Source organism: Mesorhizobium sp. M0663 (assembly GCF_040320585.1).
Classification (GTDB): Bacteria; Pseudomonadota; Alphaproteobacteria; order Rhizobiales; family Rhizobiaceae; genus Mesorhizobium.
Genome location: NZ_JAMYPX010000009.1, coordinates 26,090 through 39,787 on the forward strand (window position 1 = coordinate 26,090; position 13,698 = coordinate 39,787).

Annotated in this window: 14 protein-coding genes; 4 read left to right on the top strand and 10 right to left on the bottom strand. The window is 63.2% G+C overall.

Going from position 1 to position 13,698, the window contains the following annotated elements; translation table 11 throughout:
* Window positions 1-153 precede the first annotated feature (153 nt).
* Entirely contained in the window at window positions 154-321 is a 168-nt protein-coding gene (locus NKI54_RS17690; RefSeq protein WP_023721879.1) for a hypothetical protein, read from the top strand.
* 88 nt (window positions 322-409) lie between these two features.
* On the opposite strand, the gene NKI54_RS17695 is transcribed toward NKI54_RS17690, so the two are convergent.
* The 5 genes from NKI54_RS17695 to ccmA all read right to left on the bottom strand — a co-directional run bounded on the left by NKI54_RS17695 (window position 410) and on the right by ccmA (window position 3,090).
* The gene (locus NKI54_RS17695) at window positions 410-985 is read right to left on the bottom strand and encodes a DsbE family thiol:disulfide interchange protein (RefSeq protein ID WP_352450188.1); all 576 of its coding nucleotides are present in this window, start codon (window positions 983-985) and stop codon (window positions 410-412) included.
* Window positions 982-1,149: a heme exporter protein CcmD gene (ccmD, locus tag NKI54_RS17700; RefSeq protein ID WP_352450189.1), complete on the bottom strand. Its 168-nt coding sequence runs from the start codon at window positions 1,147-1,149 to the stop codon at window positions 982-984. The genes NKI54_RS17695 and ccmD overlap by 4 nt, the downstream gene beginning before the upstream one ends.
* A 102-nt stretch (window positions 1,150-1,251) precedes the next feature.
* Window positions 1,252-1,629 carry an Imm50 family immunity protein gene (locus NKI54_RS17705; protein WP_352593773.1) on the bottom strand — a complete coding sequence of 126 codons (378 nt, stop codon included), beginning with the start codon at window positions 1,627-1,629 and terminating at the stop codon, window positions 1,252-1,254.
* Entirely contained in the window at window positions 1,629-2,294 is a 666-nt protein-coding gene (gene ccmB / locus NKI54_RS17710; protein WP_352623547.1) for a heme exporter protein CcmB, read from the bottom strand. Before ccmB ends, NKI54_RS17705 begins: the two co-directional genes overlap by 1 nt.
* A 196-nt stretch (window positions 2,295-2,490) precedes the next feature.
* Entirely contained in the window at window positions 2,491-3,090 is a 600-nt protein-coding gene (gene ccmA / locus NKI54_RS17715; RefSeq protein WP_352623542.1) for a heme ABC exporter ATP-binding protein CcmA, read from the bottom strand.
* 282 nt (window positions 3,091-3,372) lie between these two features.
* Between ccmA and acnA the strand changes: the two genes are divergently transcribed.
* Window positions 3,373-6,063 carry an aconitate hydratase AcnA gene (acnA, locus tag NKI54_RS17720; protein ID WP_023679816.1) on the top strand — a complete coding sequence of 897 codons (2,691 nt, stop codon included), beginning with the start codon at window positions 3,373-3,375 and terminating at the stop codon, window positions 6,061-6,063.
* A 77-nt stretch (window positions 6,064-6,140) separates the two neighbouring features.
* Here the strand turns inward: acnA and NKI54_RS17725 are convergent, their stop codons facing one another.
* Window positions 6,141-6,821: a ceramidase domain-containing protein gene (locus tag NKI54_RS17725; RefSeq protein ID WP_023679817.1), complete on the bottom strand. Its 681-nt coding sequence runs from the start codon at window positions 6,819-6,821 to the stop codon at window positions 6,141-6,143.
* Window positions 6,822-6,996: 175 nt separating this feature from the next.
* Here NKI54_RS17725 and NKI54_RS17730 point away from each other — a divergent pair, with 175 nt between their 5' ends.
* Window positions 6,997-7,746, top strand: a complete 750-nt coding sequence (locus NKI54_RS17730) for a DUF1223 domain-containing protein (RefSeq protein WP_352470828.1) — start codon at window positions 6,997-6,999, stop codon at window positions 7,744-7,746.
* Window positions 7,747-8,359: 613 nt separating this feature from the next.
* Window positions 8,360-8,746 carry a DUF2794 domain-containing protein gene (locus NKI54_RS17735; RefSeq protein WP_031212724.1) on the top strand — a complete coding sequence of 129 codons (387 nt, stop codon included), beginning with the start codon at window positions 8,360-8,362 and terminating at the stop codon, window positions 8,744-8,746.
* Between the two features lie 4 nt (window positions 8,747-8,750).
* Here the strand turns inward: NKI54_RS17735 and NKI54_RS17740 are convergent, their stop codons facing one another.
* The 4 genes from NKI54_RS17740 to NKI54_RS17755 form a co-directional block, all read right to left on the bottom strand.
* Window positions 8,751-9,320 carry a GNAT family N-acetyltransferase gene (locus NKI54_RS17740; protein WP_352577256.1) on the bottom strand — a complete coding sequence of 190 codons (570 nt, stop codon included), beginning with the start codon at window positions 9,318-9,320 and terminating at the stop codon, window positions 8,751-8,753.
* 110 nt (window positions 9,321-9,430) lie between these two features.
* Entirely contained in the window at window positions 9,431-10,210 is a 780-nt protein-coding gene (locus NKI54_RS17745) for a Bax inhibitor-1/YccA family protein (RefSeq protein WP_254817871.1), read from the bottom strand.
* A 218-nt stretch (window positions 10,211-10,428) separates the two neighbouring features.
* On the bottom strand, window positions 10,429-12,978 hold the full coding sequence (locus tag NKI54_RS17750; protein ID WP_352636453.1) for an ABC transporter permease: 2,550 nt from the start codon (window positions 12,976-12,978) through the stop codon (window positions 10,429-10,431).
* On the bottom strand, window positions 12,978-13,688 hold the full coding sequence (locus tag NKI54_RS17755; RefSeq protein ID WP_031212726.1) for an ABC transporter ATP-binding protein: 711 nt from the start codon (window positions 13,686-13,688) through the stop codon (window positions 12,978-12,980). The genes NKI54_RS17750 and NKI54_RS17755 overlap by 1 nt, the downstream gene beginning before the upstream one ends.
* Window positions 13,689-13,698 lie beyond the last annotated feature (10 nt).

Consider the following 13,698-nt stretch of genomic DNA (forward strand, 5'->3'; position numbering starts at 1 on the left):
ACGGCAGGTCACATCCCGTTAACCGGCTATGCGCCCAGCGCAATGGTGCATTGCAACATCTTATTTTTGCAATGCACCATAACTATGTCATGCTCCGTATCGATCAAGGGAGGAACAACTGGCCGCGAAACGCGGCACAAAAGGAAACTCGCTATGATCATCGACAGCCTCATGAGCCGCGCTCGCGCCAGCATCGCCAAGCGCCGGCATTATAACCGCCTCGTCGCCGAAATCGACAGCTTCAGCAGCCGTGACCTCGCCGACATGCGCGCCGACCGCAGCGAAATGCTCTACCAGGTCCACAAGCAGATCTACGGCTGAGTCTTCGGTCGACCTACCACGTTCGTCATCCTTGGGCGTAGCGACGCAAAGCGGAGCAAAGACCCTAGCATGACGAAACGGCGGGCCATCAGCCCGGCATGGCCAGCGCCTTCTCGATTTCGGGTAACAGCAGCGTCCGCGCCGAGTCCGGCGTCAGCGGCCCTACATGCTTATAGGCGATCTTGCCATCCTTGCCGATGACGAAGGTCTCCGGCACGCCGTAGACACCCCAGTCGATCGCCGTGCGTCCGGCCTGGTCGACGCCGATCGCCTGGAATGGGTTGCCGAGATCGCCAAGGAACCGACGGGCGTTTTCCGGCTGGTCCTTGTAGTTCAGCGCCGCCATGACGAAGCGTCTGTCCTGCGACAGCGCCAGCAGCACCGGATGCTCTTCGCGGCACGGCGCGCACCAGGACGCGAAGACGTTGACCAGCGTCACCTTGCCGGCGAACTGTTTTGAATCGAGGCCCGGCAAATTGGTGCCTTCGAGCGCCGGCAGGTTGGTCTGCGGCGCCGGCAGGCCGATCAGCGCTGACGGCACTTCCGACACGTCGCGCCCGGACAAAAGCTGCGCCAGGAACAATCCCGCCAGCCCGAGAAAGACCAGCAGCGGCAGCAGCACGATCAGGCGGCGGCGCGCCGGTGTTTGGGTTTCCGTGCTCATGATTTTACTGCCTTATCGGAGCGCCGGCGCACGCCGGATGCCTCCAGCTCGGCAAGCTCTCGCTTGCGGCCGCGCTGGTCGAGCAGAATCCAGCCGATCAGCCCGGCCAGCACCACGGCCGTGATCGCATACGCGGCCGTGACATAAAGGGCGTGAACGCTCATTTTCCCGATCCAAGGCTTCTCACGGCGGAATTCATAGCCTCACCGGCTGTTTGTCGCAATGAACGGGTCTGCGGCAGATTTGCGGTTATCGCAAGCCGAAGGTCACTGCGAACGCAAAACACCTGATATGTTTTTGATACGCATGTATTGGCACGTCAGAGACAGCCTGACAGCCCCTTCGCAGGTAAGCAGGATTCTACCGGCGTCATCCCACATCCTGATTGCACTCCAGCCGTGGCTCCGGAACTTGCGAAGGCTAATCGATTCGACCGCGATGAACTCAAGCCCGAAAGACACGGCATTGAACGCCGCCCATTTGGCGGGGGGCCGGTAGGGGAGGACGGTCGAGATGAAGGAAAGGTACATGCTAGGCCCGTCACGATTGATTTCGGCCTTGGTGACCTCGACGGAAGACAGGTCCGGATAGTTGCCGTAGATTGTCTGGAGAAAGATCGGGTTCTCTATGCGCAGCGGCCACATCAATCCGTTCCGTGCCGCAGCGCCAGCGCCGCCGCCACAGGGCCGAGCACGGCAAGAAACAAGGTCAGCGCGGCAAGAATGAGGAAGGGCTGCAGGAATGGATCGGGGTCCGCCACCGCGCCATAGCTTGCCGATACGCCGAAGATCAGCACGGGAATGGTCAGCGGCAGCACGAGCACCGAGATGAGCAGCCCGCCACGCGGCAACGCCACTGCCACCGCTGCACCGGCAGCACCGATGAAGGTGATCGCCGGCGTGCCTACCAGAAGCGTCAACGCCGTGGCGCCGATGCCGGCCGGCTCCATGTTCATGAACAGGCCGAGCAAGGGAGCGGCGATGACCAGCGGCAGCACGCTTCCCGCCCAATGCGCCAGGCATTTCGTCAGAACGGTCAAGGCCAGCATGTGCCGGTCGTTGCCAAGCACCAGAAGATCGAGCGAGCCGTCCTCGCGGTCGGCCTGGAACAGCCGGTCGAGGCCGAGCAGGCAGGCCAGCAAGGCGGCGATCCACAGGATCGCCGGGCCGATGCGGGCCAGCAGCTTCAGCTCGGGACCGACGCCGAAGGGGATGGTCGCGATAACGGCGAGAAAGAAAATCACGCCGGTAAGCGCCCCGCCGCCGGCGCGGATACTCAGGCGGATGTCGCGTAGGAAGATGGCTAGCATGATGTGAGATGCTTTCGCCTGGGCACCCCCCTCTGTCCTGCCGGACATCTCCCCCTCAAGGGGGGAGATTGGCTGTCATGACTGCCTTCGCCAATCCCGATCGTTGAAAGATGGGCGCAGCAACGAAGCTGCCAATCTCCCCCTTTGAGGGGGAGATGTCCGGCAGGACAGAGGGGGGCGTGAAGGAACGCCAACATCAGCCGGTCATCCTCAATTCCTTTCCCTCGATCCCAAGCGGCAAATGCGTCGCCGCAACCACGATCCCCCCACTCTCGAGGTGCTTCCCCATCAATTCGCCGAATCTCGCCTCCGAAGCCTTGTCCAGTCCTGCCGTCGGCTCATCGAGCAGCCACAATGGCCGGTGGCTGACCAGCAGTTTTGCAATCGCCGCGCGGCGGCGTTGCCCGGTCGAGAGGTAGCCGAACGGCAGATGGCCGATACCGCCCAGCCCGACGGTTTCCAGCGCCTCTTCAACACCCGCGGAACCGGCGCCCGAAAAATCGCGCCAGAAGCACAGGTTTTCCGCAACGCTCAGGGCCGTCTTCATCGCGTTGAGGTGGCCGAGATAGTGACAGGCCGAGGCGGCCGACGGAAAGTCCTCGCCACCACCTTCGAACCGCACACGGCCTGCCGCCACCGGCAACAGTCCGGCGACGATCCTGAGCAGCGTCGATTTGCCGGCGCCGTTCGGCCCGGTGACGACCAGCGCCTGGCCATCCCCCAGCGCGAATTCGATGCCGGAAAATACCGTCTCGCCGCCGCGTTCGCCGCCAAGATTTTCGGCGATCAGCCGCATCCGTTCCCCTTCGCCGAAAGTTCAGGTGCGGCTTCGGTGCGCCGCAGCAAAAATGGCGAATCCGTGTCTAGAACTATTCCAGAAAATTCTCTATATCCGCATCATCCGTGCCAGCGGTCGGCACGGGAACCGAATTTGCGCCGAACCAGCGCGCGTGCCGCCTTGAACGGCCCGGACGCTTGGGAACGGATAGCGGAAATGGCCGTACCCGCACCTTTGCGCGTGATTTGCATGCCCACTGGCGTCCGTTCCCTTCCGGCAACCGACAGTTAGGGATCGCACGTGTCCAAATCACTCGACAGCTTCAATTGCCGCCGCACGCTGACCGCCGGCGGCGCCGAGTACATCTACTATGACCTTGTCGAGGCCGAAAAGAACGGCCTCACCGGCATCGCCCAATTGCCCTATTCGATGAAGGTGCTGCTGGAGAATCTGCTGCGCAACGAGGACGGCCGTTCCGTCACCAAGGAGAGCATCCAGGCGGTCGCCGGCTGGCTGACTGACCGGGGCACCGCCGGCGTCGAGATCGCCTATCGCCCGGCTCGCGTGCTGATGCAGGATTTCACCGGCGTTCCAGCCGTGGTCGACCTTGCCGCCATGCGCGACGCCATGGCCTCGCTCGGCGGCGACCCGCAAAAGATCAATCCGCTGGTGCCGGTCGATCTAGTCATCGACCACTCGGTCATCGTCGACGAATTCGGCACGCCACTGGCTTTCGCCCGCAATGTCGAGCTTGAATATGAGCGCAACGAGGAACGCTACAAATTCCTGAAATGGGGCCAGCAGGCGTTCCGCAATTTCCGCGTCGTGCCGCCCGGCACCGGCATCTGCCATCAGGTCAATCTTGAGTATCTCGGCCAGGTCGTGTGGACCAACAGCGAAGATGGCGAGACCACCGCTTATCCCGACACCTGCGTCGGCACCGATTCGCACACCACGATGATCAACGGCCTTGGCGTGCTCGGCTGGGGCGTCGGCGGTATCGAGGCGGAGGCCGCGATGCTCGGCCAGCCGGTCTCCATGCTGCTGCCGGAAGTCATCGGCTTTCACCTCACCGGCAGGTTGAGGGAAGGCGTGACCGCCACCGACCTGGTGCTCACCGTCACGCAGATGCTGCGCAAGAAGGGCGTCGTCGGCAAGTTCGTCGAATTCTTCGGGCCGGGCCTGTCCAACATGACGCTGGCCGATCGCGCCACCATCGGCAACATGGCGCCAGAATATGGCGCCACCTGCGGCTTCTTCCCGGTCGACAGCGAAACCATCCGCTATCTCACAATGTCCGGTCGCGACGAAAGCCGCATCGCCCTGGTCGAGGCTTATTCGAAGGCGCAAGGCTTGTGGCGCGATGCCGGCTCTGCCGATCCGGTCTTCACCGACCTGCTGGAGCTCGATCTCGGCAGTGTCGTCCCGTCGATGGCCGGCCCGAAGCGGCCTGAAGGCCGGGTCGCACTTGAAGACATTCCGGCCGGCTTCGCCAAGGCCATGGAGACCGAATACAGGAAGGCCGCCGAAATCGACAAGCGCTATGCCGTCGAGAGCACGGACTACGATCTTGGCCATGGCGATGTGGTCATCGCCGCCATCACCTCCTGCACCAACACCTCGAACCCGAGCGTGCTGATCGGCGCCGGGCTGTTGGCGCGCAACGCCAACCGGCTCGGCCTCAAGCAGAAGCCGTGGGTCAAGACCTCATTGGCGCCGGGCAGCCAGGTCGTCGCCGAATATCTCGAGAAATCCGGCCTGCAGAAGGAGCTCGACCAGATCGGCTTCAACCTGGTCGGCTTCGGCTGCACCACCTGCATCGGCAATTCCGGCCCGTTGCCGGCGCCGATCTCCAAGACCATCAACGATAAGGGCTTGATTGCTGCGGCAGTCTTGTCCGGCAACCGCAATTTCGAAGGCCGCGTCTCGCCCGACGTGCAGGCGAACTATCTCGCCTCGCCGCCGCTGGTCGTCGCCCACGCGCTGGCCGGGACCGTGACCAAAGATCTGACCACCGAGCCGCTCGGCGACGATCGCAACGGCAGTCCGGTCTATCTCAAAGACATCTGGCCAAGTTCGGTCGAGATCCAGGAATTCATCGAGAAGAACGTCACGCGCGAATTGTTCGCCCGCAAGTATGCCGACGTCTTCAAGGGCGACGAGTACTGGCAGAATGTCAAGGCGCCGGAAGGCCAGACCTATGCCTGGGACGACAATTCGACCTATGTGCAGAACCCACCCTATTTCGCCGGCATGAAGTCAGGCTTCGGCAAGATCGGCGATATCAAGGGCGCGCGTGTGCTCGGCCTGTTCGGCGACAAGATCACCACCGACCACATTTCGCCGGCCGGTTCGATCAAGGCGGCCTCGCCGGCCGGCAAGTATCTCACCGACCACGGCGTCGGCGTCGCCGATTTCAACCAGTACGGCACACGCCGCGGCAATCATGAGGTAATGATGCGCGGCACCTTCGCCAATATCCGCATCCGCAACCATATGCTGGGCGAGAACGGCCGCGAGGGCGGCTACACCATCCATTACCCCTCGAAAGAAGAGGAATCGATCTACGACGCCGCGATGCGCTACAAGAAGGAAGGCGTGCCGCTGGTCATTTTCGCCGGCGTCGAATATGGCAACGGCTCGTCGCGTGACTGGGCGGCCAAGGGCACCAATTTGCTGGGCGTCCGCGCGGTCATCGCCCAGTCCTTCGAGCGCATCCACCGCTCCAATTTGGTCGGCATGGGCGTGATCCCCTTCGTCTTCGAGGAAGGCACCTCATGGGCCTCGCTCAACCTCAAGGGCGACGAACTGGTCGAGATCGACGGACTGAGCAACATCAAGCCGCGGCAGAAGATGATCGCCAGGATCACCTACGGCGACGGCAGCGTCAAAGAGGTTCCGATCATCTGCCGCATCGATACGCTGGACGAGCTCGACTACTTCAAGAATGGCGGCATCCTGCAATACGTGCTGCGCGATCTGGCCGCTTAAGGGAGTAGGGCAATAAGGAAATAGGGCAGTAGGGTGAAGCAAGGAGAAGCGACTTATTCCCCTACTGCCCTATTCCCCTACTGCCCTATTCCCCCAATTCCCGGCTTGCCAAACCGCGCTGTCGCCGCCAGCAGCACGCCGAGCATCAGCCCGTTGAATATGTGCCACAAGAAATGCGTGCCGAGCGGAAAGCCGCCGCAGACCAGCGGATCGATCATCCTGCAGATGACCGACACGACGAAGATCGCCGAACCCGCCAGATTGTACCAGCCGGCGCGATTGCCGCTGGCCGCCACCCAGGCGCCGAAGAAGGCGAGCGCCAGAAACGGCGGCAGATAGCCGGTCGTCCCGTTCGACGCCTGGCGCAGCCAGTCCGGCACGGCAAAGGTCACCAGCCCGGCAACGGCGTAAAAGGCGACGAAAATGGCGATCGCCTTGCCCCATTTCATGCCGAGAAAACGTCGCAGGTTGAACAGCGTGTAGGCCAGCGTGAACCCTGCAATGGGCAGCACGTCGGCCAGGATCATTGCCCTTGTGGCAAAGGTGTGGAACAGCGACGAGCCGACGCCGATCGCCACCACCCACCAGGCCAGCACTTCGGCGAAGGTGCCGGTGCCGCGCTTTCGCACCTGCCAGACACCCCATAGCCCGGCGGCAAAAAAAGCCAGATTGCTCAGCGCATTGAGCGGTTCGGCCCAGAATTCCGGCCCCGTCCGTTCGCAATAAAGGTCGACCGGCGCCAGGAGAGATTGCCACATGCTGATTGCCGCCCGAATCGCTTCCATCGTGAAGTGCAAGTCCACCTATTGCGCCCTTGCCAGCGGTTGCAACGGCAAAATTTCACCGCAACGTGACTTCCCGTTGACTGCCGCTTCTGCCACATATTTCGACAACCAGAACAAAGCCGGCGTCACCGGCGGGATCGGAACGGCCATGCCATCTCGAAGACCATTGCGGCTTGCGGCCCTTGCGCTGGCCCTCTCGGCGTTTGCCGGCAGGGCCCTTGCCGAGCCAACCGACAAGCCATTAGGCGTCGTCGAGCTCTTCACCAGCCAAGGATGCAACTCCTGTCCGCCGGCCGACGAATTCTTCGCCGAGCTTGCCGCCAAGGAGGACATCGTCGCGCTCGCCTATCATGTCGATTATTGGGATTACCTCGGCTGGCAGGACACGCTGAGCCGCAAGGAAAATACCGAGCGGCAATACGAGTATATGCGCGCCTTCGGCAGTCGTTCCGTCTACACCCCGCAAGCCGTCATAAACGGCCGCAGCCATGTCAACGGCGCCAGCCGCAAGGAAGTCGACGGCGCGCTGGCCCGCATGGAGAGGGTCGGCGAAGGCATGCGCGTCGGCATCAAGGTCAGCCGGACCAGCGATCGCGTCATGATCGATGCCGGCGACGCCGTGACCGGCCCCACCGACGCGCATGTCGTCATCGTCTATTTCAACCCGCCACAGACGATAAAAATCGGCAAGGGTGAAAACAGCGGCCGCAGCATGACCTACTGGAACGCCGTCTCCAGCATCCAGACCGCCGGCATGTGGCACGGCAAGGCGCAGCGCTACGAACTGCCGATGAGCGAGATCGCCAAGAAGGGCGGCTGCGCCGTGCTGCTGCAGTCGGTCGGCAAGGACGGCATGCCCGGGCCGATCCTGGGCGCAGCCTTTATCCGCAAGCCTTAAGCGGGGACCTCTCCTTCTCCCCTTGTGGGAGAAGGTGGATCGGCGCGCAGCGCCGAGACGGTTGAGGGGTGCTGGAAGAATTGAGGCGGCGGCGATTTCAAGGAAATTGCCAAGCTGGAACACCCCTCATCCGTCCCCTTCGGCGACACCTTCTCCCACAAGGGGAGAAGGGAGGACCGCGCTCAACCTTCTGATGGCAGCCAATCCGGACGGATCGCACCGCCACGGCTCCGGCCAATAAAAAACCGGCGTCAGCTTGCTTCTGACGCCGGTCATTTAGGTTTTGGGATCGTCGCACCCGATCTTTCCAAGGAAAAACCGAGGTTGGTTCGATCCGACGCAGACCCGTGGGCGGGGGGCTTGGGGTTTACGAGCCGGTGCCGGACCGAACCGTCTCAGGCAACACCGGTAAATTCGTCGGACATTGGGGCATGAGCACGGATAAAAAAAGGCAGGATTGTGGCGAAGCATCACCAATTCCAACAGGCGTTTCGCAAACGTGACTGGACGCTGGAGAAACCGCGCGGTGCTGGCCTTGCCCGGCCGGGCCTTGCAATTCGGCAACGAAAGCGCCAACTTTGGTCGGCGTACGATTCATTGCGAGGATCCAGGCATGACTGATCGCAGCAGCGGGACGGAGGATGGGGACGCATCCGCAATATTGATCCCGCTGCATGAGGCAAGACGCGAACGCCTCGACCAGCCGGTGCGGTTCGACCGGCGCGAACTGGACCAGATCCTCAGGCTCTACGGCCGTATGGTTGCCGCCAACGAGTGGCGCGACTATGCCATCGACCATCTCGCCGACCGCGCCGTTTTTTCCGTCTTCCGCCGCACCAGCGAAGTGCCGCTTTTCCAGATCGTCAAGGATCCGAAGCTGGCGCGACGGCAAGGCGCGTTCGCCGTCATCGCCGCCGGCGGGCGCATCCTCAAGCGCGGCCAGGAACTCGGCCGGGTGCTTGGCGTGTTCGACCGAACACTGAAGCTGGTCGAGGCGTAACCCTTTATTTTTGCTGGCGGAACTTCCGCTCGGGCAGCGATTGCGGATCAGGCGGGATGGACGCCCCGCCATTGATCGGCAGCTGCATGAACACCGTGTCCAGCCAGCGTCCGTGCTTGTAGCCTGAGCCTTCCAGGCGGCCGGAATGACGAAAGCCGAGCTTCTCGTGCAGCCGTACCGAGGCGCTGTCGGGCCGGCCGTCGCCGATCACCGCGATGATCTGGCGAAAACCCGCCGCCTTGGCCGCCTCGATCAGCCCTTGCATCAGGAGCAGCCCGACGCCTTGCCCTTTGGCCTCGGGCGCGACATAGACGGAATCCTCAACGACGAAGCGGTACGCCGGGCGCGGCCGGAACGCCCCGGCATAGGCATAGCCGAGCACGGCGCCGGCCTTTTCCGCAACGAGATAGGGAAAGCCGCCCGCCATCAGGCTGTCGAAGCGCGCGCCCATCTCGGTACGGCTTGGCGGTTCGAGTTCATAGCTCGCCGTGCCATTCGTCACCGCGTCGGCATAGATTTCCGTGATCCGGTCGAGATCGGCCGACGTCGCGGCCCGCAAGGTGATGCTGCTCATAATTTAGGCACGTCGTTCATCTGCCCTATATCACAGCAAAAGCCGGCACAAAAGAAAAGAGCGGCCATTGGGCCGCCCTTTCCAAACTCGCTGGTCCAGGAAAACCGTATTTAGCGACGGTCGCCCATGAACTGCAGCAGAAACATAAATAGGTTGATGAAGTCGAGATAGAGCCTCAATGCGCCCATAATCGCCTTGCGGCCGGCGACATCAGTCTCGTCGCCCTCGAAGTACATCTCCTTGATGTTCTGCGTGTCGTAGGCGGTGAGGCCCGCGAAGATCAGCACGCCGATCGCCGAAACGGCGAAGGAAAGCGCCGACGACTGCAGGAAGATGTTGATCACCATCGCGATGATCAGGCCGACCAGGCCCATGACCAGGAACGACCCGAACGCCGAGAGATCGCGCTTGGTCGTGTAGCCGTAGAGCGACAGCCCGCCAAAGGCGGCGGCGGTGGCGAAGAAGGTCTGCGAGATACTGGCGGTGGTGTAGACCAGGAAGATCGACGACAGCGACAGGCCGACGAGGCCGGCGTAGACCCAGAACGTCGTCTGCGCGGCCGAAACGCTCATCGACTGGACGCGGAACGACAGGAACATCACCGCTGCCAGCGGGGCAAAGATCACCAGCCATTTCAGCGGCGAACCAAAGATCGCGTAGCCGAACGAGGTCAGCATCTCGCCGCTTGGCAACGTCGCGACGGCCGAGGCGGGATCGCTGGTGGTGGCCAGCATGATTGTGCCGACCGCGGCAAGGCCGGTGATGAGGAGGCCAAGCCCCATCAGATTGTAGACCTTAATCATGTAGGCCCGCAGGCCCTGGTCGATGGCAGCATCGACGCCGGCGCCGGGCACGGCGCGCGTCTGATAATTGCGAACGGGATCAGCCATGGAAATCCTCATATTGCTTCTGCCCCGTCCGGTGTCAGGTCCTTTGAACCCAGGCGCCGCTGGCGGGGCTCCAGCATGCCTGCGCCGAAATATGATGGTTCTTGGCGTAAAGGACAAGACCGTAACCAAGCGTAATGCTCCGTGAAGTGCCGGAGATACGGTTTTATTGGCCTTCCCGCCCGGAACATTACCGAGATTTAATCAAAAACGGCTCTGGCTCAAAGATTCCGCAGCACCGGCGCCGCCTTGTGGCCCAACACCCGCCACGTGCCGGCAAGGCCGATGCCGACCGTGACCACCAGCGAAAAGCCGATGGTCGCCACCGCCACCTCGGGCATGAAGTGCGATGGCAGCGTCATGATGCGCGCGACGACGAACCATGCCGCCACACCGCCCGCCGCCAGCGCGAAGATCGCGGTAGCAAGGCCGATCAGCATGTATTCCAGCGAAAACGCGGCGATCAGCGTTTTCCTGGTCGCACCCAGGGTCTTCAGCACCACCGCGTCGTGAATGCGAGCCCGGTTGCCGGCGGCGAGCGCCCCGGCCAGCACCAGCACCGAGGCGATCAACGCCACGCCCGCTGCTGCCCTGATTGCTGTGCCGAGCTGCGCCACCAGCCGGTTGACGATTTCGAGCGCGTCCTTGACCCTGACCGTCGTCACCGCGGGAAAGGCACGCGTGACGGCGTTGAGAAGATGCGCATCGTCGGCTGCCGACGCATTCGTCTCGGTCAGCGTCGCCAACCAGCCATGCGGCGCACCGGCGAATGTGTTGGGCGAGAACACCATGACGAAATTGATGCCCATGGTTTCCCATTCGACCTGGCGGAAATTGGCGATCTTGGCCGTGATGTTGCGGCCGAGCACGTTGACGGTGATGGTATCGCCGAGCTTCAGCCCGATCTCTTTGCCTTCCTCGGCGGAAAACGAGACCAGCGGCTCGCCGGCATAGTTCTCCGGCCACCAGCTGCCCTCGGTCAGCGTCGCATTCTCCGGCAGCTTTGCGTCATAGGTCAGGCCGCGATCGCCGCGCAGTACCCAGGCGCCTTCGGCCGGAACCTTGACCTTGTCGACATCGACGCCGTTGAGCGCCATCACCCGGCCGCGCAGCATCGGCACCTTGATCAGCTTGCCTTGCGGTGCCTCTTTGCCGACCAGCGCGGAGAAGGCATCGACGTCACCGCTCTGGATATCGACGTAGAAGAAGTTCGGTGCCCTTTCCGGCAGGCTGCCCGAGATCTGCCGCCTGAGATTGCCGTCGATCAGCGCCAGCGTCACCAGCAGCGTCAGCCCGAGTCCCAACGACAGCACCACGGACGGCGTCAAGGCGCCAGGCCGATGGATGTTGCCGATGGCGAGCCTGAGCGCGGTCGAGCGCACGCGCGGGCTTTTCTTCGCCGCCCACTGCACCAGCGAGCCGACCACACGCAGCACCAGGAACGACAACACCGTGGCGCCGACGAAGATCGAGGCAATACGGCGGTCGCCGGAAAACAGGATCGCCAGTACCGCGAGCAGCAGCGCGATGCCCAATGCCGCGGCGATATAGAGCGGGCGGGGAAAACCGCGGCCCTCGAAGCCCATTTCGCGAAACAGCGCCGTTGCCGGCACGTCGCGGGCGCGGCCGAGCGGCAGCAAGGCGAAAGCCAGCGTCACGAGCAGCCCGAACAGCGCTGCCATGCCGAGGGCGCCGGGATAGAACCCACCTTCCGCCGGCACTGGAATGACCGATTGGAGTGCCGCGCTGGCCGCGAACGGCATCAGCGCGCCAAGCACAAGGCCTAGCGTGATGCCGAGGGCGGCGATCATCAGGATCTGCACCAGATAGACGGCAAAGACGAACCCGCCCGAAGCCCCCAGGCTCTTGAAGGTGGCGATGACGCCGCGCTTGCCGTCGAGATAGGCACGCACGGCATTGGCCACGCCGACGCCGCCGACCACCAGCGCCGTCAACCCAACCAGCGTCAGGAATTGCGAAAACCGCTCGATATTCGAGGACAGCGCCGGCGCTGCGTTGCTGCGGGTGCGGATCGACCAGCCGGCCTGCGGGAACTGGTTTGCCGCCTGCTCCTGGATCGCGTTGATCTGTGCCTCAGTGGTGCCGCCGGGCAGGCGGACCTTATAGGCGTTCTCGACCAGGCTGCCCGGCTGGATCAGGCCGGAAGCGGCAAGCCCGTCGGTCGACACCATCAGCCGCGGCGCAAAACCGAAGCCATCCGACACTGCATCCGGCTCGTTGACCAGCCTGGCGCGCAGCTCGAATGTCGCGCTGCCGAGCTTTAGCCGGTCACCGATGCCAAGGTTCAGCCGCTCGAACAAGAGGTCCGGGGCGGCGGCGCCGAAGACGCCGGATTTTTCGCCGAACAGATCCTCTCGCGACAGCACCGGCTCGGTCTCCAGCGCACCATAGAGCGGATAGGCGCCGTCGACCGCCTTGGCCTCGACCAGCGCCTGGTCGGAGCCGTCCTCGAGCCTCGCCATCGAGCGCATATTGGCGCTGTGCGAAACCGTGCCAAGCCGGTCGAGGAAGCTGCGTTCGGCTCTGGTCGGATCGCGCTGGTTGAGCTGGAAGCGGAGATCACCGCCGAGCAGCGTCTGGCCCTGGTCGGCAACACCGGCGGAAATAGCCTGCGCCACCGAATTGACGCCGCCGATCGCAGCGACGCCGAGCGCGATGCAGGCAAGGAAGATCAGGAAGCCGGACAGCCCGCCACGCATTTCGCGCAGCGAAAACCGAAAGGCGAGCCTCAGCGTTTGCGCCAGCGGCATCACGCGGTCACCTTGCCAGCCCTGGTGGCCGGCTTAGGCGCGTCTTCGATCAGCCCCGACCGCATCGACACCTGGCGCGAGCAGCGCGCCGCGAGTAGCGGGTCATGCGTGACCAGCACCAGCGTCATGCCGCGTTCGGCCGCCTTGGCAAACAGCAGGTCGGCGACGTGCCGCCCCGTTGCCTGGTCGAGATTGCCGGTCGGCTCGTCGGCGATCAGGATGCGCGGCGACGGCGCCAGTGCCCGGGCGATGGCCACGCGCTGCTGCTCGCCGCCAGACAATTCGCCGGGGTAATGGGTGACGCGATCGCTGAGACCGACCGCCGCCAGCTCGCGCGCCGCCACGCCGAATGGATCGACATGGCCGGCAAGCTCCAGCGGGACCGCAACGTTTTCCAGCGCCGTCATATTGGGGATGAGATGGAACGACTGGAACACGATGCCGATGTTTCGCCCTCGAAACGATGCGATCTGATCTTCGCTTTTGCCGTTGAGCAGCTCGCCGGCAATTCGGACCGTGCCCGAATCGACCCTTTCAAGTCCGGCCAAAACCATCAGCAATGTCGACTTTCCCGAACCTGAAGGTCCAACGATGCCTGTCGCTTCGCCGCCCGCCACATCGAGGCTGACGCCCTTCAGCACATGGACCGAGGATGCACCTTCGCCGAGCGTCAGCGATACGTCTTTCAGCGAAATGACGGCTTCTTCCAAAATCAAATCG